Here is a 26,666-nt window from a genome sequence, read left to right on the forward strand (position 1 = left end):
GTGGAACGATTATAATGACAACAAATTCCTCGAATTCTGGTGAACCGTCTGCTGAATCTTTGGCGCGAATGACTGCAAACCTTAACAAAGTTGATGCTCTGCGCGAGCGACTGACGGCGGTAATGGTCAATCGAAACACACACCAAGCGGCACTTGATGCCCCGAATCAGGAACTGTTTGTCAAAGCGGCGCAGGCTTATATGCAAGAAGCGATGACCAATCCGGCCAAATTGATCGAGCACCAACTGGGCTTTTGGACAAAATCCGTGACGCATTTTGTCGAGGCGCAGCAGGCCTTGGCAAAGGGTACGCTTGCAGCGCCCTCAGACCGCACGCCCTCAGACCGGCGTTTTGCAAACCCCTTGTGGGAACAGCATCCCTATTTCAACTTTCTAAAACAGCAATACATGATGAACGCGGAGGCGCTGACCCAAGCTGTCGAGGACGTAGAAGAGATGGAGCCGAGCGAAAAGCAGCGGCTTAAATACTTCTCGCGGCAGATCATTGACATGATGAGCCCAACCAACTTTCTGGCGACCAATCCTGATGTCCTGCAACGTGCCGTCGATACCGAAGGCGAAAGCCTGATCAAAGGTCTAGAGAACCTCATCTCGGATCTAGAGGCCAACAAAGGCGAGATGGTTGTCCGTCTGGCGGATGAAAGCGCGTTTGAATTGGGCGGCAACATTGCCACCACGCCGGGCAAAGTGGTGTTCCGCAACCGCATGTTCGAGTTGATCCAATACACCCCCACCACCGAGAAGGTTCACGCGACACCGCTGGTTGTTTTCCCTCCGTGGATCAACAAATTCTACATTTTGGACCTGAAAGAGCAGAACTCGCTGGTCAAATGGGTGGTGGATCAGGGGTACACGCTGTTCATGGTGTCATGGATCAACCCTGACTCCAGCTACCGCGATGTGGGAATGGAGGCATATGTGGAAGAGGGGTACGTGACCGCATTTGAACAGGTCAAAGCCATCACAGGCGAAAAACAGGTCAATGCGGTGGGTTATTGTATCGCGGGCACCACTCTCAGCCTGACGTTGAGCTTGCTCAAGCAGCGCGGGGATAGCACTGTTAAATCTGCCACCTTCTTTACCGCGCTCACGGATTTCTCTGACCAAGGAGAATTCCAGCCCTTCCTGACCAATGACTTTATCGACGGGGTAGAGGCCGAAACAGAGGATAAAGGCATTCTGCCGTCGCTTGTCATGGCGCGGACGTTTTCGTTTTTACGCTCGAATGATCTGGTTTATGGGCCTGCGGTCAAAAGCTATATGATGGGGGAAACACCGCCTGCGTTTGATCTGCTCTATTGGAACGGGGATGGCGCGAACTTGCCGCAAAAAATGGCGATGCAGTATCTACGTGGCTTGTGTCAACGTAATGAACTGGCCGAAGGTGGGTTTGATTTATGCGGGCATCACTTGGTGCTGGATGAGGTGGATGTGCCGCTGTGTGCGATTGCCTGTGAGACAGACCATATTGCCCCGTGGAAAGACAGCTACCGTGGCGTTCAGCAGATGGGCAGCAGCGACAAGACCTTTATCATGACCCAGTCAGGCCATATCGCAGGCATCGTGAATCCGCCCAGCAAAGGCAAATACGGTCACTATACAAATGATGATCTGTCGCTGGGCTATGAGGACTGGCAGGCAGGGGCCGATTTTACCGAAGGCTCATGGTGGCCACGTTGGGAAGCATGGCTCAAGCCGCGATCCGGCAAGATGATTCCCGCCAGAAATCCAGGGGACGCGGGCCATGAAATTTTAGGTGACGCGCCAGGCACCTATGTTGCCGTAAAGGCAAGGGGCTGATTTTTAAGGCGGTTTAAGAATGGCCATGGGGAAATGCTGCGGTGCAGAAAAAGCTTGCAATGCCGCGCTGCAGCATGTAGAGATTACGCAGACGCAGAAACTTGGATGACCCAAGGGCATGCGAAGCAAATTACGAAGGGGCAATACTGCTCCGACGATGCAAACAAAGGAATACTCTGATGGCTACTGCAACTACACCAGACATGACAGCAATGCTCAAAGACATGATGGGCGCATTTCCTGTGGACACAACTTCCATGGAAGCATCTTTCAAAACATCCGCAACTCTGAACGAAAAATTGTCCGGCGTTGCGCTGACAGCTGTTGAAAAATCCACAGAAATCTCTTCCAAGTGGACAAAAGACACCGTTACCAAGCTGACCGAAATGGCAAAAGCCAAATCCGAGCCAGCAGATTACGCAAAAGCAATGTCCGACTTCGCAACTGCTTACTCCGAAGCCGCAGCAGAGCACATGTCTGCTTTCGCTGAAGTTGCGAAAAAAGTACAAGCTGACACAGTTGAACTGATGATGGCTGCTGGCAAAGACATGTCTGCCGAAGCACAAACCGCAATGACCAAAGCGACTGGCGACGTTCAAGCCGCTGCGAAAAAAGCGACATCTAAATAAGTCTGGATGCCAGACTGAAAGTGCTCCTTTCGGGGGGCGCAAAATAAGGAAGGGTGGGCTGATTGCAGCGCACCCTTTCTTTTTGTGAATGTGGGGTCTAGGCTGCACTGCAGCACATGTTTTCGGAGGAAACCAAATGACAGCAACGGGCAAACCCCTTCTGATCAAAAGATACGCCAGCAGACGCCTCTATAATACCGAGACAAGCGACTATGTGACGCTTGATGATATTGCGGGATTTATCCGTGATGGCCGTGAGGTAAAGATCATTGATCTGAAATCCGGTGATGACCTAACCCGTCAATATCTGTTGCAAATCATTGCTGAACACGAAAGCCGTGGCGAAAGCGTGCTGCCTTTGGATGTGCTGAATGATCTGGTGCGCAGTTATATGACAGGCAAAGTCAGCGTTGTGCCAGAGTTTCTAGAGCAGTCCTTTGCTATGCTGCGCGATGGTCAGGCCAAAGTGATGGAAAACATCACCACTTTGAACCCGCTGTCCAAGATGCCCGGCTTTGACGCGATGCAAGCGCAGCAAGAAGTTTTCATGAAGGCGATGACCGGCGGCTGGAACGGTGGCACAACCCCCAGCGCCGAAGCGGAAAAGCCGAAACAAGATAGTGCCGAAGATCTGGCTGCTATCAAACGTCAATTGGCCGAGTTGCAAGAGAAGCTGTCTAAGCTGAAGTAATGCCTGTTATCTGAACAAGCGGTGATAAGGCGGGGTTAACCCCGCCTTTTTTATTGCTCGCAGCCGCGCTAAACGCCCAAACGGTCCCGCAGCGCGTACCATGTCATGGCAAGCACCAAAAGCGGGCTACGCGCGGCAGGTCCGCCGGGGAAGGGTGTGCAGGGTAGGGCGGCAAGTGTATCAAAGCCGTCACCATCGCCCTGAATGGCACGCGCCATCAATTGCCCTGCGTGGGTCGCGGTGCCGACGCCGTGACCGGAATAGCCAGAGGCCGATAGGATGTTTTTGTCGCGCATCAGATAGGGCAGGCGCTTCATCGTAATGCCCAACGTGCCGCCCCACGCATAGTCGATCTTCACATCGCTGAGAGAGGGAAAGACAACCGACATCGGTTTGCGCACCTTGGCGGCGATGTCTGCGGGGAAACGGTAGCCATAGCTTTCACCGCCGCCAAACAGCAGGCGGCTATCATGGCTGAGGCGGAAATAGTTGACCACAAAGCGGCTGTCGGCCACGGCCACGTCACGCGGTAGCACGTCCTTGATACGGTCACCCAAGGGTTCGGTTGCGGCGATGAAATTATTGATTGGCATCACCCGTGCGGCGACACGGCGGTTTAACCCGCCCAGATAGCCATTGCAGGCAAGGATCACGTGATCCGCCACCACATGGCCCCCATCGGTATGGACCGTCGCGGGAGTGCCTTCATCGATGGTATGCACGGCGCTTCGCTCAAATATCTGGACGCCAGCAGCGACAGCAGCGCGGGCCAAACCCAGTGCATAGTTCAGCGGATGCAGATGCGCTGCGCCCATATCCAAGGTGCCACCACGATAATCAGGCGAAGGGCAGACAGATTGTAACGCCGCATGGTCCAGCGTTTCAATTTCATCATAGCCGTATTTCTTGGAAAGATGCTCGGCGTATGTGTGCAGGTGGCGCACTTCGCTATCGCTAGACCCCGTATGCGCGACACCCGGCTTCAGATGGCAGTCGATCTGGTGTTCCGCGATCAAGGATTTAACAAGGGCTTTGGCGTCTTCGGCCAAGGCCCACAGCTTTGCCGCCTGCGCGTCCCCGACCATCGTTTCCAGCGCATCCTGCTCAGCGCGCTGCCCCGAGCCAAGCTGCCCCCCGTTACGCCCAGAGGCGCCAAAACCGACGCGCTGCGCCTCCAGCAAGATCACGCTCCGCCCTGCTTGGGCCAAATGTAATGCAGCGGATAGACCAGTGTAGCCGCCGCCCACAATACAAACATCAGCCTTTTGCGCCCCTTTCAAAGGGGAAAAAGGCTGTGTTGGTGTGGCCGTGGCGGCATACCAACTAGTAGGGTATTCGCCACGGCGATCATTTGCATAGAGCAAGTTCATGGGAAGGCCTTTGTGTAAAGTTCGCGTGCAGGATCAGACGTTCAGCAGCAGATGTTCACGCTCCCAAGGCGAAATGACCTGCAAGAATTCGTCATATTCCGCTGTCTTCACGATGGTATAGACACGTGCAAATTCAGGTCCCAAAATTTCATGCAAGGCGGTAGCTTCTTGGAAAACACCCAGCGCTTCGCCCATAGTGCGCGGGATATCCCCATCGCCCTCATAGGCATCGCCTTTGAATTCGGCCATTGGCATCTTGGCTTCTTTCAGGCCCAGATAGCCGCAGGCCAGCGACGCCGCGATGCCCAGATAGGGGTTGCAATCCATCCCTGCCAAACGGTTTTCAACCCGCCGCGCATTGGAGCTGGAGAGCGGCACGCGGATGCCAGTGGTGCGGTTATCACGACCCCATTCCAGATTGATAGGGGCTGCGTGGTCTTTTACATAACGGCGATAGCTGTTCACATAGGGGGCCATCACAGCAAGAGCCGCAGGCATGTGGTTTTGCAGACCTGCGATGAAATGCATAAACGGCGGCGTTTCGCCCCCATCCTCGTCCGAGAACAGGTTTCTGCCGGTTTTCATATCCAGCACCGAATGATGAATATGCATCGCCGATCCCGGCTCATCCGCGATGGGTTTTGCCATAAAGGTGGCATAACAATCGTGACGCATGGCTGCTTCGCGGATCAGGCGCTTGAAGTAAAACACTTCATCCGCCAGCTTTACAGGATCGCCGTGCAGGAGGTTGATTTCCAACTGACCAGCGCCGCCTTCTTGGGTGATGCCATCAATCTCAAAACCTTGCGCTTCGGCAAAGTCATAGATGTCGTCAATAACGGGGCCAAATTCATCCACAGCCGTCATAGAATAGGCCTGACGCGCCGCAGCAGGACGGCCCGAGCGGCCCATCATCGGCTTGATCTCTTGTGCAGGGTCCAGATTACGCGCTGTCAGGTAAAACTCCATCTCTGGCGCGACAACGGGTTCCCAGCCTTCGGCGTGGTATAGATCAACAACACGCTTCAGCACGTTACGCGGACTGAATGGCACCACATCGCCATTGCGATCATAGGCGTCATGGATGATTTGCAACGTCCAGTCTGCGGTCCACGGGGCTGCGGTTGCAGTGGACATATCGGGGCGCAGGATCATGTCGCGCTCGATAAAACCCTCAGAACCAGCGGCGTCGCCCCATTCCCCCGTGATGGTCTGGTAAAAGATGCTGTCGGGGAGGTGGAAACTGTCTTGGCGTGCGAATTTGGAGGCAGGTACGGCTTTTCCGCGCGCAATGCCGGGTAGGTCGGGGACGATACATTCAACCTCGTCCAGACGTCTGTCTTTCAGGAATTCTTGTGCTGCCGCAGGCAGGTTATCTTTCCAATCGGCCATTAGGCCCTCGCTTTGCTTTTAAAAAATTGCGCCATATGGGCGGCGATGTCGGTACGGTCTAAAGGTTGATCAAGTTTGGTGCTGGCGTCTGCCAGCTGTGCATCTGGTACCACGCCAATGCCCCGTGACTTGATCAACCCATCGACAAATTCGGGGCTGAACTCGGGGTGCGGTTGTACTGTCCAGATGTTGTCGCCGTAGGCCAGCATGGCATTGGCGCAAAAATCTGACGACCCGACAACACGCGCACCTGTCGGCAATTGCGTCACCTGATCCTGATGCCATGCATTCAGGGCAACTGTTTTGCCGTCCAATGTGTATTCGGTGCGCCCGACCGACCAGCCGTCTTTAAACTTTTCCACCTTGCCGCCCAAAGCTTGGGCAATGATCTGGTGGCCAAAGCAAACGCCGATCAGGGGTTTGTCAGCGGAATTGATATCGCGGATCAGGTTCTCCAGTGGCGGTATCCACGCGTGGTCCTCATAGGCACCGTGTTTGGAGCCTGTGATCAACCAGCCGTCGGCCTCTTGGGCGCTTGCGGGAAATTCACCATCCACAACCGAATAGGTCTGGAAGGTGAAATCATTACCGGCGAGCAGGGTGACGAACATTTCGTCGTAGTTGCCCATGGCCTCGATCATCCCATCGGGAGAATGGCCTGCGCGAAGAATTCCAATTTTCATGTTAATTACACCGTATCCAGATAAATTTCGGCCTGCTCGGCCGGACTAAGCTCTGCCATATAGTGTAGCTCTTGGCGCTTTGTCAGAACAAGGTTTTCGATCAACTCTGGTGCAAATATTCGTGCAACGGCTGCGTCTTGTGCAAAAGCGTCGATGGCGGTTTGCCATGTGTTCGGGATTTGCGGAAGATCAGCTGCATAGGCATTGCCCGTGATGGGCGCTGGAGGCTCTTTGCCGTCTTCGATGCCGTTGATTGCGGCACCCAGCACAGCGGCCAGCATGAGGTAGGGGTTCACATCGCCGCCGGATACGCGGTGTTCAATCCGCCTTGCGGTATGCGCGCCAGAAGGGATGCGAATGGATGACGTGCGGTTTTCGTAGGCCCAGCTGACACCCGTAGGTGCATGACTGCCCGGCACCATCCGGTCAAAACTATTGGCATGCGGGGCAAAGATCAGCGCCGATCCCGCCATCGCCTCCATGCAGCCCGCAACGGCATGGCGCATCATATCTGTGCCTTCAGGGCCGCCGTTATCAAAGACGTTATTGCCGTCCGTGTCTAACACCGAGAAATGTGTGTGCAGACCTGATCCCGCGTAGTCCTCATAGGGTTTCGCCATAAAGCTGGCTGCAAATCCGTGACGGCGGGCAAGACCACGGACCAGCATTTTGAACAGCCACGCATCATCGGCAGCACGCAATGCATCGTCGCAATGCATCATGTTGATTTCAAACTGACCCAGACCCGCCTCGGAGATCGCCGTATCTGCGGGAATGTCCATTTCTTCACAAGCGTCATAAAGATCGGTGAAAAACTGATCAAACTGGTCAAGCGCACGGATGCTGAGTGTTTCAGCGCCCTTGCGGCGCTTGCCTGATCTCTCAGAAGGGGGGATTTGCAGCTTGCGACCGGAATCGTCAATCAAGAAGAACTCAAGCTCCACCGCGCAAACAGGGGTAAGCCCGCGTGCTTTAAATCGGTCCAGCACAGCCCGCAAAGCGTGACGGGGATCGCCTGCATAGGGGCGGCCATCGTCGTGGAACATCCAGATTGGTAACAAACCAGAAGGCGATTCCAGCCAAGGCATTGGCATAAAGCCACGCTCGGTCGGTTTGAGTACGCCGTCGCGGTCGCCGCTGTCAAATACCAGCGGGCTATCTTCGATATCCTCGCCCCAGATATCAAGGTTGAGCACGGAGAATGGAAAGCGGGTGCCGTCCTGCGTGATTTTATCTGCAAAGCGTGTGGGAATACGTTTGCCGCGAGGCACGCCATTGAGGTCAGCAGCGGCCACACGGATTGTGCGGACATTAGGGTTTTTACGAAGCCAGTTGTGCATAGGTCACCATTTGGTGCGCTGGCACAATACAATACACTCACCTGAGTGCATCAGACGCCTGCGGCCAGCGCCGAGGGATTTGATCAAATTATTGATACTACCGTATCAGATTGGGACGCAAGCGTATTTTTTGCCGCCTGTCAGCAGGTAGGTGACGGTTGAGGCGACGATTGACTAATCCGTAGGCAGAAATCACGATCAGGGTCAGCAAAATGAAGTAGCCCGCAAGGATGGGGTAGGGGATGAAGGGGTTGAAGGTCTTGGCTGCGAAATAGCTGGCGTAATAGAGCGAGTCGCCGCGTTGTTGGAACGCAGGAAAACCCGAAATATAGACCAGTGTCGTCGCATGAAAGAGGAAGATCGCTTCGTTGGTATAGGCAGGCCATGCAAGGCGCAGCATCGTTGGCCAAACCACCCGCTTAAACCGCTTCCACCCCGACAATCCATAAGCATCCGCTGCTTCGACTTCGCCTTTGGGAATAGATTGCAGTGCGCCATAGAAAATCTCGGCTGAGTAGGCGGATGTGTTGAAGAACAGCACAATCAACGCGCCCAGCCAAGCAGAGGTCAGACTGTCTAAATAGATGGATTGTGACTTGAGGCTGAGAAACAGGAAGTAGGCAAAGAAGAATTGGATGAACAACGGCGAGCCGCGAAAGACAAAGATAAACCATTCGGAAGGTTTACGCAGAATCTTGCGCGGGCTGGCTTTGCCCAAAGCGAGGGCGGTGGCGAAGAAGAAACCAAACACCAGCGCGGTAAGCCCGAAATAGACGTTCCAGATCATGCCAGAACCGATCAGGGTGAACTGCTCACACAGGGTGAAATCCTCACGCGGGAGCAGGCGCTCACCGATGCCAAGGGCGCGCAAACCGTAGTCTTGGATGGTCTGGATACAGCTCATGTCGCTTTCCTTTGTGCTTCGCCGCCTGTGGTGGCTTGCCCGCGGGTCAGGCGCTGCATCAAGAGATCCAGCACTTTTTCAGACACATAGGTGAAGACGAGATAGAAAATTAACAGGGCTAGGAAATACCAAATGCGCCAATCAGGGTGTGGGTAATCGGTAAACCGTGTGGTTTTTGTGCCGCCCAATTCACGTGCCCAATAGACGATGTCTTCGACGCCAAGCAAGAACAGCAATGGCGTTGCTTTGATCAGCACCATCCAGAGGTTGCCCAAGCCGGGCAGGGCATAGACCCACATTTGCGGCACCACCACACGCCAGAACGTCTGGCGGGGGGACATGCCGTAAGCCTCGGCGGTCTCAATCTGGGCATGGGGCACAGCCCGCATCGCGCCAAACAGGACGTTGGCTGCAAAGGCCCCAAAGACGATGGCAAAGGTCACTACGGCGAGCCCAAAGCCGTAGACTTCGTGTATCCATTGCGGGGCATTGCCGAGCGGCATTTTGGCGGCTTGGCAAACAAGAAAATCATTGCCTTGCCGTATCGGTTGATCCCAGTCAGGGCAGAGCGCTTGATGGCGCAGGTATTCGATGCCTTGATCCAATGCGATCACAAAGAACAAGAAAAACGCAATGTCGGGCACGCCGCGAACAATGGCGATATAGGTTTTACCGATCCAGCGCAGGGGCGCGATCCGTGACCGCGCAGCAGTCGCGCCGCCAAAGCCGAAGGCCAGCGCTGCGGGGGCGGTGATTGCCAGCAGGGCTAAAACGGTAAGTACGGACCAATAGAGATTTATGTGCTTGCCTGTGGTCAGGTAGCAACTGAGCCATTTCAGGCCTTCGATCTGGGAGGGGTCGGCGCAATAACTGTAGATGGTGTGGCTCTTTGGCGGGGGCCGCATCAGCAGGGGATGCGTGCGGTGGTGGGAATAGGTAAAGCGGAGAAGAGAGGGGGGCAGCGCAAAGCCGCCCCCTTTGGAATATTATTCGTAGACTGTCGCGTCTTCGCCGAACCACTTGATGATCGCGGCGTTGATTGTGCCGTCTTCCTTCATGGAGGTGATCGCCGCGTCGAATTTCGCTTTCAGCTCGGTGTCGCTTTCGCGCAGACCCATGCCGATGCCGCCGCCGAGAGGCACGTCGTCACCAACGAAAACGACCTCGCCGCCGGATTCTTCAACTGCAGGAACCAGCGCGTCTTTGTCAGCAAAGACAGCATCAGCTTCGCCGTTACGAACGGCGGCTACGGTTTCGTCATAGGTTGCGAATTCCAGCAGTGTTGCGCCGCTTTCAGCGACGTGGCCCGCTTGGATGGTGCTGGCTTGTGCTGCGACAACGCCGCCCGTGATATCCGCGTCAGCAGAGAGTGCCGCGTAGGCCGAGGCCGCTGGTGGCAGGTAGTTTTGAGTGAAGTCGATGACTTCGTCACGCGCGTCGGTGATGCTCATGCCGGCGATGATCACGTCATAGTTGCCAGATGTCAGGTTGGGAATGATGCTGTCCCATTCGTTTGTGACCCATTCGCATTTCAGCTCTGCGCGTTTGCACAATTCGTCGCCGATTTCGCGCTCATAGCCGTCTACTTCGCCATTGTCGTTGAGGAAGTTATAGGGGGGGTAGGCGCCTTCGGTGCCCATGCGGATGGTTTTGCCTTCTTGTGCAAATGCCATGCCAGCCATTAGCGCCATGGCGCTTGTCGCAAGGATAATCTTTTTCATATTGTTACTCCCTAGTGATACCGATTTTCGGTTTATGCGGCGTGGGTTGCAGAGAGGAACCCGCGCAGACGCTCTGATTTGGGTGCGCCGAACAGCGTGTCGGGCGCCCCTTGTTCTTCGATCAGGCCCTGATGCAGGAACACGACTGTGTCCGAGACATCCGCGGCCAATTTCATGTCATGTGTCACGATCATCATCGTGCGCCCTTCGGCTGCGAGATCTTTGATCACTTTGACAACTTCTTGCTCCAACTCGGGATCCAGTGCCGATGTCGGTTCGTCAAACAGCAGCGCTTCCGGCTCCATGCACAGGGCACGTGCGATGGCGGCTCGCTGTTGCTGGCCACCAGAAAGCTGCGCAGGATAGACATCACATTTGTCGCCAATGCCGACCTTTTCCAGATAGGCGCGGGCAGATTTTTCAACCTCGGCGCGGTCGCGGTCCAACACTGTGAGCGGCGCTTCCATGACGTTTTGCAGGATGGTCATATGCGCCCACAGATTGAACTGTTGAAATACCATGCTCAGGTTGGTGCGGATGCGCAGCACCTGTTTTGGGTCTGAGGGGCGGCGGTTGTGGCCGGACCCACGCCAACTTAACGGCTCGCCTTTGAACAGAACATCGCCTTGCTGGCTGTCTTCCAACAGGTTGCAGCAGCGCAGCAGCGTAGACTTGCCCGATCCAGAAGATCCGATCAACGAAATAACATGTCCCTTGGGCGCGGCGATGTTGACGCCTTTCAGGACCTCCAAAGATCCATAGGCTTTGTGGAGGTTCCGTATCTCGATAACAGGTGTGTCTTTGGTCACGCTTGGCCCATCTTTTCCAGTTGTGACAGAGATATGACGCGAGAATCACAGCAGTTGCAACTTGGAATACAGCGTAAATGCCTAAGCTTGCGTCAGGTCAGGCTATTTTTTAGCCTTCAATACGTCTGCGGGCGTTTGCGCTATCAACATCTGTGACACCCAGCAGGCTCACGACCAGCCGCAACAGCGCATCCTCCTCTTCGGCACGTTCACCATCAGCCAATGCCACTTTCCATAACGCTTCTACCACGGCGAGCCGATCATCATAGGCTACGGCGTCTTTGATGGCGCGGGTAAAGCGGACGGTGTCGGGGGCTTCGGTCTCCAACGTTTCGGCATCTGCCAATAGCGCATCGCGGGCGGTGGCATTCAGTGCGTAACGGGCGCTGATGATATTCTGAATGCGGGTGCGTTCGGCTGTACTGTAGTCATTGTCTGATCGCGCAACGCGCACCAATAGCGCAGTTAACGCCAGACGCGCATCTGCATCGGGCATTTGTACAGGAGCGGGATCGGTCAGGCGTTTTAGAAAATCTGCAAACATGGATATCTACCTAATGGTGCTGGCGTGAATTACAAACCGTCAAGCGCGTTTTTGCGTGCGGCGGCGATGTCTTCGTCGCTCAGGCCAAGTGCGGTTTCGATCGCAAGGAGTTGTACCTCTTCGTCGTCGTCGCGGCGACCGTCTGCCATTGCAACGGCCCACATCGCATCGCCTAGCGCTTTGCGGTCGGCGTAAGGAACTTCGTCACGTAGTATTTGGGTGAATTCGGGGGTGCCGGGGGCATGACGCTCTAGCGCCTCGCATTCGGCGCGCAACTTGGCGGCTTCGAGCGGCTTTAGGCCAAAGGTTGCGGCAAGGGTCTTGTCAATTTGCGCAACTTCGGCTGCGACATATTGGCGGTTGGCCATGGCCACACGGACCAAAAGCGCCCCAAGCGCAAGCTGCGCGTTGGGCTGAGGAAGTGGTTTGGGCGAAGGCGCACGGCGTGGGAAAAGGCGTTCTAACATCGGGTGATTTTATCCGGATTTTGAAGGTTTTCAAAAAGGAGCTATTTTAGTTGAATTGACCAGCAAATGCTAGCTTTCATACCCTTCGATGATGATCAAGCTGCCGTCCGAAACCGTCATGCGGATGTCTTTTGCCGCTTGGTAGGCAGGGCTTTCATAGCAGGCAACGGCATCGGCATAGCTGGCGAATTCGATTACAACGGTACGGGAATGGGCAGTGCCTTCACGCACTTGCTGAGTGCCGCCGCGTACCAGAAATTTTGCACCGAATTCGGCAAACGGTTTTGCATTTGCTGCGCGGTATTTTTCATAGACCTGCGCATCGCGCACATCCATATTTCCGATCCAATAACCTTTTTTAGACATGATGTAATCCTCCCGATTTAACGTAGTTTTGCGTAACGCGCCGTCAGTTTCTTTGCCTCATCCGCCAGCCCGTAAGGCGCATTTAGCACAAACATGCCTGAGCCTACCATCCCATGCCCTGGGCGGGCGGGAGGGAAACGGACTTCGTGGCGCAAGGCGTCTGGATGCTGGGCAGTGAGAGCTTCCAGCATGGGTTCATGGGCGCGGTTGGTCAATATCGGATACCACAAGGCAATGATTCCGACGTTCCACGCGCGATGTAACTTGTTGATATGGCGGAAGATACTTGTATAATCTTCTTTGATTTCATAGCTGGGATCAATCAACAACATGCCGCGGCGCGGTGTCGGTGGACAGAGCGCAAAGGCAGTTTCAAACCCGTCGCGTAGGTGGATCTTTGCACCCGTGGGTGACATGGCCAGCTCAAGCGCTGCGTGTTCGCGGGGATGCAATTCGGCCAGATGAATGTGATCCGTGGGGCGCAACAAATGCGCCGCAATCAGCGGGGAACCGGGATAGGCTTTCGGGCCATCCTCGGCCACGACGCGGTCAAGCACCTTGGAATACGGGTGATCTGCGTTGAACCAGCCACGTGTCTGCGCGATGCCTGCTGCGGCTTCGCCCGTTTTCAGGGCTTCCTCGGCACCTAAATCATAGAGCGCACGGCCTGCGTGGGTCTCGATATAGGTGAGGGGTTTGTCCTTGCGGGTGAGGTATTCCAGCATCCATGCCAACAGGCTGTGCTTTTGAACGTCGGCGAGATTTCCCGCATGATATATGTGTTGATAACTGAGCATGGCACGGGTGTAGCGGATCGGGCTGCGGGTGCAATGTCTATTCACTAGGGGGCGGTGCTATGTGTACACCCCCTGTACAGCAGATGTCACAGTGCCGGGATGTCACCGCGTGAGAGCAGGCCAACCATCACAGCCCCCTCCAAAAGATCGGGCGCGATGATCTGCCCGTGTTCTGCGAAGGCGGGCGAGGGGGGGATCAGGTCAGGAACCTGTACGGTTCTGGCACCCGAGGCCACAGCCGCGCGTGTGCCTGTTTCGCTATCCTCAAATGCAACGCAATCCGAAGCATCCACAGCAAGAAGGGCCGCGGCCTTGTGATAGACTTCGGGGTCGGGTTTGCCTGTTTCAACCTGATCACCGCCTACCACATCTGTGATAAAGCGCAGCATTCCGGCCTGTTCGAGATGCGCACGCGCTGTCGCGGTTTTGGTGGAGGTTGCCACAGCCATTGAGCACCCTTTGGCGGCGAGGATTTGCAACAACTGCAACGCCCCGTGTTTGAGAGGGATTTCACGGCGCAAACGCGCGTCGTTGTTTGCGGTCCACATGGCGTTGAACGCTTCAAAATCGGCAGAGTTTTCGAGGCTGTCGCGGATGATGATGTCGGAGTCGACTTGGCGGTGGCCGACACATTTCAAGAATACTTCAGGGCTGTCGGGCAATGAAAAGGCGCGTCTGGTGTCAATGAACGCATCACGGCAGACCCGTTCGGTATCCAGCAATAGGCCATCCATGTCGAAAACTATGGTCGATGATATCATGGGCTGTGTTCGATCCTGTAGGGGGCGAAAATCTGTAAAGGGGCAGAAAGTTAAGGTTCGCGTTTAAAGACAAGAGTGAAGTGAGCGGGCTGTTCAATGCGGTCTACGTTCACATAGCCCAGCATTGTTGCAAGTTTTATGGAAGGGGCATTGGCCTGTGCAATCAGGCAGGCCGTTGGTCCCTGCCGATTTGCATCAAACCACTCATGCGCTGCTTGGGCGGCCTCTTTGGCAAATCCTTTACCGTGGAAATGTGACCCTAGGGTCCATGATGTTTCTACGGCTGTGTTTGCATGAAGGCCGAGATCGCGTTCAAATTTGGCAAATCCGGTTTTCCCGATATAAGAACCTGATGATTTTTCGATAATCGAAAACTGACCAAAACCTTCAAGTGCCCAATGGCCATAGTCGCGCAGAAAGCGGCTCCATGCCTCTGATCTGGAAATTGCGCCGCCGATATGCGCCACCACATTGGGGTCACTGAACATCGCGGCTGTTGGCTCAAAGTCCTCCGCGATAGGTTGGCGCAGGATCAAGCGTTCTGTTTCAATCATCGTAAGCCCCATGTCTACGATTGTAGCCCCCTCACAGTAGCGTGTCTTTTACGGTGATCTTACCTATTCCCACGGGCGTTGTTTCAGCTTTTGGCATCCCAAGCTTCATCCATGATCCAGTTATGGCGCTCTATGATTTCGGGAAGTTTGATGATCTCACGGATTTTATTCTTGTGATACTCACAGGCATGTCTTTGCAGTTCCATCAGTTTTTCATCTGTTTCGTATCGATCCCGGTGGTATGCACGCGCAGCTTTATCCGCTTCCGGGTTATAAGATGACGACATATTATCGTTGCTATTGCGTTGGCGCCAGTACCGCTGCGAAGCTGGCTTGTCTGCTACAACAACATCACCGCGTATCATTTTCATAAAGAAACTATTGAGTGAACGCAGGGCGTAATGTTCTAACGAGACCAGATCATAGGTTCCGCGCACATCTACTCCATTTACGCTAGCATCTGCATGCCACACATCTGTTTGCTGCCCCGACCCATTTAGCCAAACAACCGAGGCGTCATTTTTGAAATCGGGGCGGTGATTGCGAATTTCCTGAAGCTTGTCAGACAACCGCGTGATGGTTTTTACCCCGCGTCTAGATTTTCGGAGTCCCGGTTTGAGGGTTTCATGCCGAGGAAATTGGTCTTTGACCCAGCCTGTTTCAAAATCGATTAGGTTGTTCGAGCCGTGATTGATTTCGCTGATCGACAGTGCATCGAAGGGCCCAATAGCGGTGAACAAATCCGTCAAACACCCAACGCCAAGCTGGATGTTGATGAATTCATCAACGTCCATCGAGATCACGAAATCAGCTTCCCGATAAGCGCGCAGGTGATGCATCCATTTTAAGGCGAGAGGTTGGAAGTTGGTGGCCTCCGTCGCCAACGCGGGATTGGGAAGATGCGTGACCTCTCCCATCGCTTCAAGTCTATCAAGTATTTCTACGGTGCCATCACTACAGTGATTGGTGAAGATCACAAAATCAGTCACCCCAATCGCACGGTTCCACGCCAGCCATTCCAGAATGAATGGGCCTTCGTCCTTCATGCAGGTGACGGCCAAAACGCGCGGATTTGGCAACGGCCAATTGTGAACCGATTTTCTTTCAGTTTTGGTGGTGGTGTCAGCCAAAGGTTGAACAGGTGCTTTTGGTGCGATGTCACCTTCATCCGCCTTCGATGCGTTTTCCTTTGCGTCGATTGGGGCTTCACTTGGGACTACTTTATGGCGTGTTAACGCCAAATCCATGTAACTGTTTGGGCCAGGGTGATTGTTTTCAGCCTCTTCAAGACGAGGTTTCATGCGGCGTGCCCACATGTTGACCGCGTAGGTATCTGGCGTCAAAAAGTCCTTTTCGATGTCAAACTTCTTTCTGATCATCTTATTTCGGTCTTTGAATGCAATTGGATAGAAGGCCGATTGGGACAACGCGTGCTCCCATTCACCCATTTCCTTGAGGTAGTGATTAAGCACATGCGGGCCGGTCAACTCCCACGATTGCTCGGAAAGATGTATCGGATCGCCACGATCTTTAATCTTCTCAAGTTCAAGTTGTTGCTCTGGATTTAGCCAAGGCGCTGTCGTGTCTGGGTCTGATGTGAACTTCAATAGGGCCTTCAGAGTTGCGGAGTCTGATGGCAACCGCAGCACAGCATTACCCACCTGATTTTGCTTATCAAAGCCAAAAACAAAAGGGCTTTCAAAATCGAAAGGCTTTACACATAAGACATCCGCATTGAACCAAATATAGTCTGTCTGCTGCATTAAGTGCAGTTGCCAGATATCAACATGAATTGGCGGTTTTTTTGCCCCTTTGCGGCTCGTGATTTCGCTTTCAGGGAATATATCCCTAGCATCACAAACCGTTACCCCTGAAGGGGCATTTGTTATTTTTTCATAGCTATATAGAATTGTTTCATGCCCAGCATCTACGAAAGACTTCAGGCTAAGCTGCTCGAGCCAAGACAGTCGATCCCCTATCCATAACGTGGCCATAGTGGGTAACTGAATCATGATTTTCTTTCTAAATTCTTATGCATATTACTACCTCTAAGGCGTCTAAATTTTGCAGACAACACTTTGGTAGGTCTCGAAGCGTTACCGCTAATGTGATGTTGTTGTCGTGAACCAGATGCTTGAGCCACTGCACAATACTGCCCGAAACGACCGCTTTTGAGGTGTGCAACACGCGGTTGCGTTTAGCATCTCCCATTGGGAGACGCTAAATTGCAATTGCCTACTTTCGTTTCAGGCCTTCGTTGCGGCAGATGGCATCTGCGGCCTCGGTGGTCATTTTGTCGGGGCGGTTGATGGAGCGATCCCAAGCGGTGATGCTCTGGGTGTAGAGTTGGCAAGTGACTGCGCCTTGAGGGGTGTCGACTTGCACCGGGGCTGTCTCAAAATCAGCTGGAGAGCTGCATGCGGAAATAGCCAAGCAAGAGAGGCCGAGGATGGTGAGTTTTAGGTACATAGGAGTTCTACCATTTAGAAACAGAGTTGAAAGTGTGAGGAGGACCTCGGATACCTAGTTTATGCAGTCATTTATATCCAAAGTCTATGCCACTGTTCTTGAACGCCGTCTGCATTGGTGGGCATGAATGCGCCCCAACATCCATGTGAGAGGGGGTTGCCCTGACCTATGTTGTCACCCGCACCAAGAGCCGCTGTCAGCTTGACCGACCCCTTGTGCCAATCGTATTTTGAAACTCATGATGTCTGATCCTTCTCAAATAGCATGGCTGATGACGCAGCGCTTGTACTGGTGTTAAGCGCCGGAGTGGGGTAGGTCATCTGTAGAAAAAGAGGAGCCGATCATGAGCTTTGAAACACCTGGTCCAGTTGAGGCAGAACTCGCCAATGCGATTTCACCGATTGAAGATATCATTGCCGCCTGCGCTGCGGGTGAGATGTATATTCTGGTTGATCATGAAGACCGCGAAAACGAAGGTGATTTTGTGATTGCGGCGGAGTTTGCCGATGCCAAAGCGATCAACTTTATGGCGACCCATGGGCGCGGATTGATCTGTTTGCCGATGACACAGGACCGCGTCGATACGCTGGAACTGCCGATGATGGCGACAAATAATTCATCTCGCCATGAGACAGCTTTCACGGTGAGTATCGAAGCACGCGAAGGCGTGACCACGGGTATCTCTGCGGCGGACCGCGCTTTGACGGTTGCTGTGGCGACCTCCGAGCAGGCGGGGGCGGCGGATATCGCCACGCCGGGTCATGTTTTTCCCCTGCGTGCGCGTGATGGTGGTGTGTTGGTGCGGGCAGGCCATACGGAGGCTTCGGTGGACATCAGCCGCCTTGCGGGGCTGACACCTGCTGGTGTTATCTGTGAGATCATGTTGCCCGATGGCACAATGGCGCGTTTGCCCGATCTGGTGGCGATCGCAACCGAGCATAACATGAAGATTGGCACGATCAGTGATTTGATCGCCTATCGGAACAAACACGACAATATGTTGGTGCAGCGCGATGACCGCATGGTGGAATCGGCTTATGGTGGCGAATGGCGTATGCGTGTGTTCGAAGACCAGATTTCGGGCACGGATCATGTGGTTCTAAGCAAAGGTGACATCAGCGATGGGGCACCCGTGCTGGCGCGGACACATGCGTTGAACGCGCTAGAGGATGTGTTGGGTTTGGGCGCAAGCGCGCCTGATGAACTGCCGCGCGCCATGAAAATCATCGCAGAAGAAGGCCGAGGCGCAGTGCTGCTGTTTCGCGAGCCAAATCCGCGTTTGCGTCTGGATGACGATGACGCGGCACCACGCACGATCAAACGCACGGGCCTTGGCGCGCAAATCCTCGCCACTTTGGGGGTGCATGAACTGATCTTGCTGACAGATAACCCACGTACAAAATATACAGGGCTGGACGCATATGCCCTCAAGATTGTGGGCAGCCGCCCGATCACGAAGGAATAGTATCATGGCCGCAACCGAAGAACATACTGTTTTGCCCGTTCCCACATTCGACAAACCTGTAAAGGTGCTGATTGTCGTTTCCCCATATTACAGCGACATCGCGGCGGGGCTTTTGACAGGTGCCAAAGCCGCGCTGGAGGCTGCTGGCGCGCATTATGATGTGGTTGAGATGCCCGGCGCATTGGAAATTCCCACGGCGATTAGCATCAGCGACAGGCGCAGTAACTTTGACGGTTATGTTGCGCTGGGCTGTGTGATCCGTGGCGAGACAACGCATTATGAAACGGTTTGTAACGACAGCAGCCGCGCGTTGCAGATGATGGGGCTGCAAGGGCTGTGCATCGGCAATGGCATCCTGACAGTTGAGAATAAGGCGCAAGCCGAGGTGCGCGCAGACCCCGCAGGCCAAAACAAAGGCGGCGGTGCTGCAATGGCGGCCTTGCATCTGGTCGCACTGGCCCGTAAGTGGACCTCCACGCCTACGGGCATTGGTTTCAAACCACGCGGCGAAGACACGCTGATGGCCGGAGACCTTGCCTAAAACACCGATTTTGACGGAAACACCACAGCATGAGCACGCCCGACCGCACCAGCAATATGACAGGCAACATGAAGCGCAAGATGCGCTCGGCGGCGCGGCTTTATGCCGTTCAGGCGCTGTTCCAGATGGAGCATTCAAACCTGACATTGGATAAAGTGCGGTTGGAATTCCTAGACCATCGTTTTGGCGATATGGTTGACGGAGAAGAAATGCTGGAAGGCGACGAGGCCCATTTTACCCGCGTGTTGGAAGATGCCGTTGCAAATCAAGCCTCTATCGACCAAATGACGGACCGCGCTTTGGTGGCAAAATGGCCAATTGGCCGGATTGATCCAACGATGCGCGGCCTGTTCCGCGCTGCAGGGGCAGAGTTCCGCGATGAAGCAACGCCGCCCAAAGTTGTGATTGCCGAATACCTTGATCTGGCGTCTGCGTTCTTCCCTGACGGGAAAGAAGCACGCTTTGTGAATGCTGTGTTGGATCACATGGCGCGCGAGGCGCGGCCTGACGCGTTCTGATATGTTTGGCTGCACACTGCGTGCAATCCACATCTGAGGTGATTCTTACATCCATGCCGCAATGAGCCATCCTGAGAAGGGTGGCTTTGTTTTATGCGGTTGGAAAAGTGTGACGGGACCGCCGTTGCCGGGTCGGTTGTATTCCCGGGGACCTGTATGTACAGGTGGGCGCCAGGTAAATGAACCAGGGTTCAGACAGAGCCAGCTCCCGAGGATTTGCTTAAGGCCACTGGAATGTAACGTCAGCCGCGCAGGGCAGAACCCGCCACCACTTTTAGTTAGGTGCGCACCGCGTCCAGAACAAGGGGCGATTTGGGGGCGGGGCATGAAATTTTATCAAAGCAGTTAATTTTGGCAGGTGCGTCATAGGAAACATTGCAATGTTCATGATATGTTCGTAAGCTTGGGTGATGATTCAGACAGAGCTTCTTCAACCCGGCCAATTGTTACAGCGTGGTGTGTCACGCCATTTGGCAAGTCATGGCTTTGCCTGCGTCGAGGAACTGGTGCGGACACGGGGTTTGCGTGTTGATATCATGGCGCTGGGGCCAAAGGGAGAGATCTGGGTGGTGGAATGTAAATCCTGCCGTGTGGATTTCACCTCGGACAGCAAATGGCAGGGCTATCTGGAGTGGGCGGACAGATTTTTCTTTGCGGTGGACGCGGATTTCCCTACCGAACTGTTGCCAGACGATCAGGGGTTGATCATCGGGGATGGCTATGGCGCTGAAATATTGCGTATGCCGCCTGAGAAAAAGCTGGCAGCGGCGCGGCGTAAAGTGATGGTGCAGAAATTTGCAACCACAGCCGCGCGGCGCCTACAGATTTTGCGCGATCCTGCGATGTCCCCAGATCGGGATTGAACGCAAAGATCGCACAGGCAACTGATTAGCGGCCTTTTTTGCCACCCATTTTGCGGGCATGTGCGGCGGCTGCCATGATTTCTTCGGCGATCTCACGGGCTTCGTCAGGCGTGAAATCCATTGGGATTTCTACGCCGTCACCTTCAATGAACAAACGCACCATGCCTTTATCGGTGGGACCGATCTGCAAGTTGGCTTCGATATCGCGTTCGTCGTTGATGCCCATGGCGCGTTCCTTTATGTTTTACAGCGGCAATAGCTAGCGCTGTGAGACCTGAAAGGCAAGCGAATGTAAGGGGGGGGGCGATACCATGGCAGAGATTGAGCTTCGCAGTTTTACCGAGGCGGATCGCACGTGGTTAGTGCGGGCGCACATCGAAACCTATGAAAAGAGCGAAGGTTTCGATTCCAGCTTTGGTGTGTTGATCGAAAGCATTTTAGATGATTTCTTGCGCGATCATGACGCTGACAGCGAACAGGGCTGGATTGTCTGGGAGGGTGACACGCGCCTCGGGTCGATCTTTTGTGTACGTCTGGATGACGACACCGCAAAGCTCCGGTTGTTTCAACTTCTGCCGGAGGCGCGGGGACGCGGTGTGGGTCGACTGCTGTTAGATACATGTACGGAATTTGCCCGCGCGCATGGCTACCGCAGTATGAAACTTTGGACGCACAAAAGCCATGAAGCCGCGAATGCGCTGTACCTGCGCAATGGTTGGACGATCGTTGAAGAGACGCCGATATTCAACTTCGGGCAGGCGCTGACCGAGCGTGTCATGCAACGATCGCTTTGATTTTTGGTCGCCATCGGGCGCGTATTGTAAAAAGGAGTAAAAAACTATCACGATAGGAGTTGACGCGCAGGCCGTCACAATCTAATCAACGGCGCAGTGCTGGGGTAGCTCAATTGGTTAGAGCGCGTGGTTGTGGTCCACGAGGCAGTTGGTTCGAAACCATCCCCCGGTACCACTTTCAACTAAATCATCAATCTGTTGAAAGTGGTCTAGGCACGGCATTCAGGAAATATCCGTTATAATGTGAGGAACCGAATGGCGGTTCTTACTCCACTGTAACAGTTTGCTTTAAGGCGCCTGTAAATCGGTCGAATATCAATATTTCATCTGCGTCTGTTACCACAGCATACCAATTGGCCGCTTGGGTGAAGGCAACAGGCTTGGCGCCATCGGGCAAAGTGATCTGTTCAGGTAAAACAGGGGTATCTTGGCTCAGACGCGTGACAAGCAGGCCGATAACGATTACCACGCCGACAATCATCACTGTTGTTAGCACCGTAACCATCCGCCGCAAAAAGCGCAGGTTGGCCGGTTCAGAAAGTTCTTCCATGTCGCACCGCCGTATTTCATTCATCTTGGGCGAAACGCCGCCACCGCGACTTGATAAGGCGCTTGCCCGCGATGTGCCAGAGGATGCGGTGCTGTCGCGCACGCGGATTGCAAAATTGATTGATCAGGGGGCGGTTCAGGTCAACGGCAACGTTGTGCATGATCCACGTGCTGTGGTGGGCGAGGGGGCGCAGATCGATATTGATGTCGAGGAAGCCCAAGAGAGCCACATCCTGCCCGAAGCGATTCCTTTGGATGTTGTCTATGAAGACGCCGATCTGATTGTGATCAACAAACCCGCTGGCATGGTTGTGCATCCTGCGCCGGGTTCCCCTTCGGGGACGTTGGTGAATGCGTTGCTGGCCCATTGCGGTGACGACCTATCGGGCGTGGGTGGCATGAAACGCCCCGGTATTGTGCACCGGATTGATAAAGAAACCTCTGGCTTGTTGGTGGTGGCCAAATCGGATGTGGCGCATCACGGGCTGGCTAAACAATTCGCGGACCATTCGGTTGAGCGGTATTACCGCACGCTGGTTTACGGTGTGCCTGACGCAAATGACCCTCGCCTGCGCGGCGTGAAAGGGACAAATTTCGAGACAGGCAATATCCTCAAGATTACCACGCAACTGGCCCGCCACAAAACGGACAGGCAGCGGCAGGCGGTGTTCTTTGGTCAAGGTCGTCACGCCGTCACGCGGGCGCGTACCGTTGCGCGATTTGGTACGCCGCCTGTGATCGCCTTGATGGAATGTTGGCTGGAAACAGGTCGCACCCATCAGATCAGGGTGCATCTGACCCACGCAGGCCACGGGCTTGTTGGGGATCCGACATATGGCGGTAAGCGGAAACTGGCGCGCACAGCGCTGCCTGAGCCTGTAGCCGAAGCGGTAAAGAATTTTCCGCGTCAGGCGTTACATGCGGCTGTCTTGGGCTTTATCCACCCTGTGAGCGGTGAAAACATCCGTTTTGAGGCCCCTTTGCCTGACGACATGGCGGCGCTGCTTGCCTTGCTGGAGCCTTCACAGGCCTGACATTCTGACATATCCCGCACATGTCTGTGACAATCCTGTTGGATCATTTCACGTTAACAAATGTTGTGTAAGTATGAACGAAACGGGGCAGGGCGATCTTGTATCTGCAAAAATGCACCCCATATGGATGTTAAGCCTAGTAACATGGGCGCCAGGGAAAGGACTTGAGCCATGGCCAATTACGCAAATCTGCCGGCACCAACACCGGAAGGCGGTCTGAACCGCTATATGCAGGAAATCCGCAAATTTCCGCTGTTGGAACCTGAAGAGGAATATATGCTCGCCAAAGCGTGGGTAGAGAAAGAAGATACGCAAGCGGCGCACCGGATGGTGACATCGCACCTGCGTTTGGCTGCCAAGATCGCTATGGGCTATCGTGGCTATGGATTGCCACAAGCCGAGGTGATTTCAGAAGCGAATGTAGGCTTGATGCAAGCGGTGAAACGGTTTGATCCCGAAAAGGGCTTCCGCCTCGCGACTTATGCGATGTGGTGGATCAGAGCGAGCATTCAGGAATACATCCTGCGCTCGTGGTCCTTGGTAAAACTGGGCACAACAAGCGGCCAGAAAAAGCTGTTTTTCAACCTGCGCAAAGCCAAAAATAAAATTGGTGCGCTGGAAGAGGGCGATTTGCGCCCTGAAAACGTGACCACCATCGCCACACAATTGGGTGTGACAGAGGCTGAAGTCATCTCAATGAACCGCCGCATGTCGGGCGGGGATGCGTCACTGAACGCCACTGTCGGGTCCGAGGGCGAAGGCACGATGCAATGGCAGGATTGGTTGGAAGACGATAACGCCGACCAAGCGGGCGATTACGAAGCACGCGACGAGCTGGAAACACGCCGCGAGATGCTGGCCGAAGCCATGGACGTTCTGAATGACCGTGAGAAAGACATTTTGGTGCAACGCCGCCTGTCAGACGAGACGATCACGCTGGAAGACCTGAGCGGCCAATATGACGTAAGCCGCGAGCGTATTCGCCAGATCGAAGTACGTGCCTTTGAGAAGCTGCAAACGCGGATGCGTGAACTGGCTGATGAAAAAGGCATGGTTGCTGCGGATTGATTTAGCCTCATTCAGGTAACCAAATAAAAAGGCCGCTCCATTCGGGGCGGCCTTTTGTATTTTTGATAATGCACCGGCAATTGTCTGCCAGCGTCAGCGCTTTGTGCAGGTGCCTTTAATACGGCCAGACACAATGCGAAATTCACGCGGTGATACAAATTTGATCTTTGTAAGGCTGGTGTTGCTAGGCCCGTTCATCCGCATCCGCATCGGGAGCGATTTAGACATGCTGCGGCCTAGAGACGTGTTTGAGATATCATTCCCGTCCGCCATGAGAGACCGCAGGCGTGAAGAAGAGAAGTTTTCACGTAGGCTGTTGCCTTTTATCTCCCAGCGCCCGCGCATGGCGATAGAGGCATCGATGCGGCCGCGCCGATCCCCCACTGCCATATTAGCGAGATGATACAGTTGACCATTGGCTTTGTATTCTTGCAGGGTGCGGATCGCCTCACCGCGCCCCGCACGGCCACTGCAATCCCATTTGCCTACTAGGGACTGAGCGGCAGCCTGTGTGCCACCTGTGGCCAAAAGGCCAACCATTAGAAGCGCACGTATCATGCTTCCATGGCCTCCAACTCATCAATCATGCCGGAAATCATCGACAGACCTTTGTCCCAGAAGGCAGGGTCACTTGCATCCAAACCAAAGGGGGCAAGCAGCTCTTTATGGTGTTTGGAGCCGCCTGCTTTGAGCATGTCGAAGTATTTGTCCTCAAAACCCTCGTTGCCTTCGGCATAGACGGCATAGAGCGCGTTCACCAAGCCGTCACCAAAGGCGTAGGCGTAGACGTAGAAAGGGGAGTGGATGAAGTGGGGGATATAGGCCCAAAAGGTCTCATACCCGTCCATGAATTCAAATTCTGGCCCCAAGCTCTCGTCTTGGACGGACATCCACAGTGCGTTGATGTCATCCGGAGTCAGCTCTCCACCCCTGCGTGCGGCGTGTAGTTTGCATTCAAAGTCATAAAACGCGATCTGACGAACAACCGTGTTGATCATGTCTTCGACTTTGCCCGCCAGAAGGATACGGCGCTCTGATTTGGTTTTGGCGTTCTCCAGCATCTTGCGGAAAGTCAGCATTTCACCAAATACGGAGGCAGTTTCGGCCAGTGTGAGCGGAGTAGAAGACAGCATCTCGCCCTGACCTGCGGCCAGCACTTGGTGGACGCCGTGGCCCAACTCATGCGCCAAGGTCATCACGTCACGCGGCTTGCCCAAATAGTTGAGCATCACATAGGGGTGCACATCGGTCACGGTGGGGTGGGCGAAGGCGCCGGGGGCTTTGCCGGGTTTCACACCTGCGTCGATCCAGCCTTTGGTGAAAAACGGCTTGGCCAATTCGCCCATACGCGGATCAAAGGCGGTATAGGCATCCATCACCATTTTTTCGGCGGTTGGCCAATCAACGATCTTGGGGTCTTCCATGGGCAGGGGCGCATTGCGATCCCAAACCTGCATCGTGTCCAAACCAAGCCATTTCTTTTTCAGGGCATAATAGCGGTGCGACAGCTTTGGATAGGCTTTTACAACGGCATCGCGCAACGCCTCGACAACTTCGGGCTCTACCTGATTGCTCAGGTGGCGGCCTGTCTGGGCTGTCTCCATGCCGCGCCAGCGGTCCATGATTTCCTTTTCCTTGGCTTGGGTGTTGTGCACCCGCGCAAAGGTTTTGATGTTTTCGCCAAACACATCCGCCAACTCGCGGGCACCTGCTTCGCGGACATCACGGTCAGGGTCTGTCATCAAGTTCAGGGTGCCCTCAATGCCTAGTGTTTCGCCGTTCACGTCAAACTTGAGACCTGCGATGGTTTCGTCAAACAGGCGCTCCCATGCATCACCCACGACGCCCATATCGTGCAGGAATTTCTCCATCTCATCCGACAATTGATAAGGCTTCATGGCGCGGATGCGGTCAAAGATCGGTTTATATCGCGCAAGGTCGGCGTTTTTGGCCAGCAACCCGTCGAGGAATTCATCCTCAAGGGTGTTTAGCTCTAAGGTAAAGAAAACAAGTGGGGTGGTGAAATTTGTAATCTTTTCTTGCACATCCGACATGAACTTCGCGCGGCCTGAATCGGTGGTGACTTGGTAGTACCGCAGACCCGCGTAGGACATGATACGCCCTGCGATCTGGTTGATCTTTTCGTTGCGTAGCACACAATCCAACAGACCAGCAGCGTCCAGCGTGCTCAGCTTGCCTTCATAGTCATTCGCAAAGCTGGCGCAGGCTTGCTCTAGCCAGTCGAGGTCGCGTTTCAGCTCGGGTGCGTCTTCACCTGTGTATAGATCATTGAGGTTCCACTCGGGCAGATCACCAAAAGGAGATTGGCCGCTGGGCGCGTTGGCATCGTGAACGGGGTATGGCAGGTGAAACATGGGCTATCCTTTGATCGTTTGCATCATAGGTAGGCATGGCGTGCGCGAGGGGCAAGACGTGATACGGGCCACGAAGGGGATAATCCTAGGCGCAGCGCCTGCTGACTATCGGGTGGCGTGGATTTAGCATGGGGGTTTTATG

General features: G+C 54.4%; 30 protein-coding genes and 1 tRNA gene. 11 read left to right on the top strand and 20 right to left on the bottom strand.

Going from position 1 to position 26,666, the window contains the following annotated elements; genetic code table 11:
• Positions 1-14: 14 nt before the first annotated feature.
• The 3 genes from GGR95_RS05840 (at position 15) to phaR (ending at position 3,140) form a co-directional block, all read left to right on the top strand.
• Positions 15-1,820 carry a PHA/PHB synthase family protein gene (locus GGR95_RS05840; protein ID WP_184563785.1) on the top strand — a complete coding sequence of 602 codons (1,806 nt, stop codon included), beginning with the start codon at positions 15-17 and terminating at the stop codon, positions 1,818-1,820.
• A 179-nt stretch (positions 1,821-1,999) separates the two neighbouring features.
• Entirely contained in the window at positions 2,000-2,449 is a 450-nt protein-coding gene (locus tag GGR95_RS05845; RefSeq protein WP_184563787.1) for a phasin family protein, read from the top strand.
• Positions 2,450-2,585: 136 nt separating this feature from the next.
• Positions 2,586-3,140 carry a polyhydroxyalkanoate synthesis repressor PhaR gene (phaR, locus tag GGR95_RS05850; RefSeq protein WP_184563789.1) on the top strand — a complete coding sequence of 185 codons (555 nt, stop codon included), beginning with the start codon at positions 2,586-2,588 and terminating at the stop codon, positions 3,138-3,140.
• Positions 3,141-3,208: 68 nt separating this feature from the next.
• Here phaR and GGR95_RS05855 read toward each other — a convergent pair whose 3' ends face one another.
• The 16 genes from GGR95_RS05855 to GGR95_RS05930 form a co-directional block, all read right to left on the bottom strand.
• Positions 3,209-4,510 (bottom strand): NAD(P)/FAD-dependent oxidoreductase, encoded by a 1,302-nt coding sequence (locus tag GGR95_RS05855; protein WP_184563791.1) that lies wholly within the window; start codon positions 4,508-4,510, stop codon positions 3,209-3,211.
• A 33-nt stretch (positions 4,511-4,543) separates the two neighbouring features.
• Complete coding sequence (locus GGR95_RS05860) at positions 4,544-5,902, bottom strand: glutamine synthetase family protein (RefSeq protein WP_184563793.1); 1,359 nt, start codon at positions 5,900-5,902, stop codon at positions 4,544-4,546.
• Positions 5,902-6,585: a type 1 glutamine amidotransferase gene (locus GGR95_RS05865; protein WP_184563795.1), complete on the bottom strand. Its 684-nt coding sequence runs from the start codon at positions 6,583-6,585 to the stop codon at positions 5,902-5,904. The genes GGR95_RS05860 and GGR95_RS05865 overlap by 1 nt, the downstream gene beginning before the upstream one ends.
• Positions 6,586-6,590: 5 nt before the next feature.
• Positions 6,591-7,925 (bottom strand): glutamine synthetase family protein, encoded by a 1,335-nt coding sequence (locus GGR95_RS05870; protein ID WP_184563797.1) that lies wholly within the window; start codon positions 7,923-7,925, stop codon positions 6,591-6,593.
• A gap of 97 nt (positions 7,926-8,022) precedes the next feature.
• Entirely contained in the window at positions 8,023-8,829 is an 807-nt protein-coding gene (locus GGR95_RS05875) for an ABC transporter permease (protein ID WP_184563799.1), read from the bottom strand.
• Entirely contained in the window at positions 8,826-9,707 is an 882-nt protein-coding gene (locus GGR95_RS05880; protein WP_184564579.1) for an ABC transporter permease subunit, read from the bottom strand. The genes GGR95_RS05875 and GGR95_RS05880 overlap by 4 nt, the downstream gene beginning before the upstream one ends.
• 108 nt (positions 9,708-9,815) lie before the next feature.
• Positions 9,816-10,550, bottom strand: a complete 735-nt coding sequence (locus GGR95_RS05885) for a transporter substrate-binding domain-containing protein (protein WP_184563801.1) — start codon at positions 10,548-10,550, stop codon at positions 9,816-9,818.
• 32 nt (positions 10,551-10,582) lie between these two features.
• Complete coding sequence (locus GGR95_RS05890; protein ID WP_184563803.1) at positions 10,583-11,359, bottom strand: ATP-binding cassette domain-containing protein; 777 nt, start codon at positions 11,357-11,359, stop codon at positions 10,583-10,585.
• Between the two features lie 109 nt (positions 11,360-11,468).
• Positions 11,469-11,903 (bottom strand): tellurite resistance TerB family protein, encoded by a 435-nt coding sequence (locus GGR95_RS05895; RefSeq protein ID WP_184563805.1) that lies wholly within the window; start codon positions 11,901-11,903, stop codon positions 11,469-11,471.
• 29 nt (positions 11,904-11,932) lie between these two features.
• Positions 11,933-12,370 carry a tellurite resistance TerB family protein gene (locus GGR95_RS05900; RefSeq protein ID WP_184563807.1) on the bottom strand — a complete coding sequence of 146 codons (438 nt, stop codon included), beginning with the start codon at positions 12,368-12,370 and terminating at the stop codon, positions 11,933-11,935.
• Positions 12,371-12,439: 69 nt separating this feature from the next.
• Positions 12,440-12,736: a DUF1330 domain-containing protein gene (locus tag GGR95_RS05905; RefSeq protein ID WP_184563809.1), complete on the bottom strand. Its 297-nt coding sequence runs from the start codon at positions 12,734-12,736 to the stop codon at positions 12,440-12,442.
• Between the two features lie 17 nt (positions 12,737-12,753).
• On the bottom strand, positions 12,754-13,533 hold the full coding sequence (rlmJ, locus tag GGR95_RS05910) for a 23S rRNA (adenine(2030)-N(6))-methyltransferase RlmJ (RefSeq protein ID WP_184564581.1): 780 nt from the start codon (positions 13,531-13,533) through the stop codon (positions 12,754-12,756).
• An 86-nt stretch (positions 13,534-13,619) separates the two neighbouring features.
• Positions 13,620-14,294: an HAD family hydrolase gene (locus GGR95_RS05915; protein WP_184563811.1), complete on the bottom strand. Its 675-nt coding sequence runs from the start codon at positions 14,292-14,294 to the stop codon at positions 13,620-13,622.
• A gap of 50 nt (positions 14,295-14,344) precedes the next feature.
• Positions 14,345-14,848 carry a GNAT family N-acetyltransferase gene (locus GGR95_RS05920; RefSeq protein WP_184563813.1) on the bottom strand — a complete coding sequence of 168 codons (504 nt, stop codon included), beginning with the start codon at positions 14,846-14,848 and terminating at the stop codon, positions 14,345-14,347.
• A gap of 83 nt (positions 14,849-14,931) precedes the next feature.
• Positions 14,932-16,860: a glycosyltransferase family 2 protein gene (locus GGR95_RS05925; RefSeq protein WP_184563815.1), complete on the bottom strand. Its 1,929-nt coding sequence runs from the start codon at positions 16,858-16,860 to the stop codon at positions 14,932-14,934.
• 223 nt (positions 16,861-17,083) lie between these two features.
• Positions 17,084-17,317 (bottom strand): hypothetical protein, encoded by a 234-nt coding sequence (locus GGR95_RS05930; protein ID WP_184563817.1) that lies wholly within the window; start codon positions 17,315-17,317, stop codon positions 17,084-17,086.
• Positions 17,318-17,660: 343 nt separating this feature from the next.
• Here GGR95_RS05930 and ribB point away from each other — a divergent pair, with 343 nt between their 5' ends.
• The 4 genes from ribB to GGR95_RS05950 all read left to right on the top strand — a co-directional run bounded on the left by ribB (position 17,661) and on the right by GGR95_RS05950 (position 20,704).
• Positions 17,661-18,782 (top strand): 3,4-dihydroxy-2-butanone-4-phosphate synthase, encoded by a 1,122-nt coding sequence (ribB, locus tag GGR95_RS05935; protein WP_184563819.1) that lies wholly within the window; start codon positions 17,661-17,663, stop codon positions 18,780-18,782.
• A 4-nt stretch (positions 18,783-18,786) separates the two neighbouring features.
• Positions 18,787-19,323 carry a 6,7-dimethyl-8-ribityllumazine synthase gene (locus GGR95_RS05940; RefSeq protein ID WP_184563821.1) on the top strand — a complete coding sequence of 179 codons (537 nt, stop codon included), beginning with the start codon at positions 18,787-18,789 and terminating at the stop codon, positions 19,321-19,323.
• A 29-nt stretch (positions 19,324-19,352) separates the two neighbouring features.
• Positions 19,353-19,841 (top strand): transcription antitermination factor NusB, encoded by a 489-nt coding sequence (gene nusB / locus GGR95_RS05945; RefSeq protein ID WP_184563823.1) that lies wholly within the window; start codon positions 19,353-19,355, stop codon positions 19,839-19,841.
• 410 nt (positions 19,842-20,251) lie between these two features.
• Entirely contained in the window at positions 20,252-20,704 is a 453-nt protein-coding gene (locus GGR95_RS05950) for an MmcB family DNA repair protein (RefSeq protein WP_184563824.1), read from the top strand.
• A gap of 25 nt (positions 20,705-20,729) precedes the next feature.
• On the opposite strand, the gene GGR95_RS05955 is transcribed toward GGR95_RS05950, so the two are convergent.
• Positions 20,730-20,930 (bottom strand): DUF6324 family protein, encoded by a 201-nt coding sequence (locus tag GGR95_RS05955; protein WP_184563826.1) that lies wholly within the window; start codon positions 20,928-20,930, stop codon positions 20,730-20,732.
• Between the two features lie 85 nt (positions 20,931-21,015).
• Here GGR95_RS05955 and GGR95_RS05960 point away from each other — a divergent pair, with 85 nt between their 5' ends.
• Together GGR95_RS05960 and GGR95_RS05965 are read left to right on the top strand one after the other, a co-directional pair.
• Positions 21,016-21,498, top strand: coding sequence for a GNAT family N-acetyltransferase (locus GGR95_RS05960; RefSeq protein WP_184563828.1), 483 nt, complete (start codon positions 21,016-21,018; stop codon positions 21,496-21,498).
• A gap of 98 nt (positions 21,499-21,596) precedes the next feature.
• Positions 21,597-21,673, top strand: a tRNA-His gene (locus GGR95_RS05965).
• Between the two features lie 90 nt (positions 21,674-21,763).
• On the opposite strand, the gene GGR95_RS05970 is transcribed toward GGR95_RS05965, so the two are convergent.
• Positions 21,764-22,048, bottom strand: coding sequence for a DUF6476 family protein (locus GGR95_RS05970; protein ID WP_184563830.1), 285 nt, complete (start codon positions 22,046-22,048; stop codon positions 21,764-21,766).
• On the opposite strand from GGR95_RS05970, the gene GGR95_RS05975 reads away from it, so the two are divergent.
• Together GGR95_RS05975 and rpoH are read left to right on the top strand one after the other, a co-directional pair.
• Entirely contained in the window at positions 22,047-23,081 is a 1,035-nt protein-coding gene (locus GGR95_RS05975) for an RluA family pseudouridine synthase (RefSeq protein WP_184563832.1), read from the top strand. The genes GGR95_RS05970 and GGR95_RS05975 overlap by 2 nt on opposite strands.
• A gap of 171 nt (positions 23,082-23,252) precedes the next feature.
• Entirely contained in the window at positions 23,253-24,149 is an 897-nt protein-coding gene (rpoH, locus tag GGR95_RS05980; RefSeq protein WP_184563834.1) for an RNA polymerase sigma factor RpoH, read from the top strand.
• Between the two features lie 93 nt (positions 24,150-24,242).
• Here the strand turns inward: rpoH and GGR95_RS05985 are convergent, their stop codons facing one another.
• Positions 24,243-24,707 (bottom strand): hypothetical protein, encoded by a 465-nt coding sequence (locus tag GGR95_RS05985; protein ID WP_184563836.1) that lies wholly within the window; start codon positions 24,705-24,707, stop codon positions 24,243-24,245.
• On the bottom strand, positions 24,704-26,524 hold the full coding sequence (locus tag GGR95_RS05990) for a M3 family oligoendopeptidase (protein ID WP_184563838.1): 1,821 nt from the start codon (positions 26,522-26,524) through the stop codon (positions 24,704-24,706). The genes GGR95_RS05985 and GGR95_RS05990 overlap by 4 nt, the downstream gene beginning before the upstream one ends.
• Positions 26,525-26,666: the final 142 nt, after the last annotated feature.

This window comes from Sulfitobacter undariae (assembly GCF_014196805.1).
Classification (GTDB): domain Bacteria; phylum Pseudomonadota; class Alphaproteobacteria; order Rhodobacterales; family Rhodobacteraceae; genus Sulfitobacter; species Sulfitobacter undariae.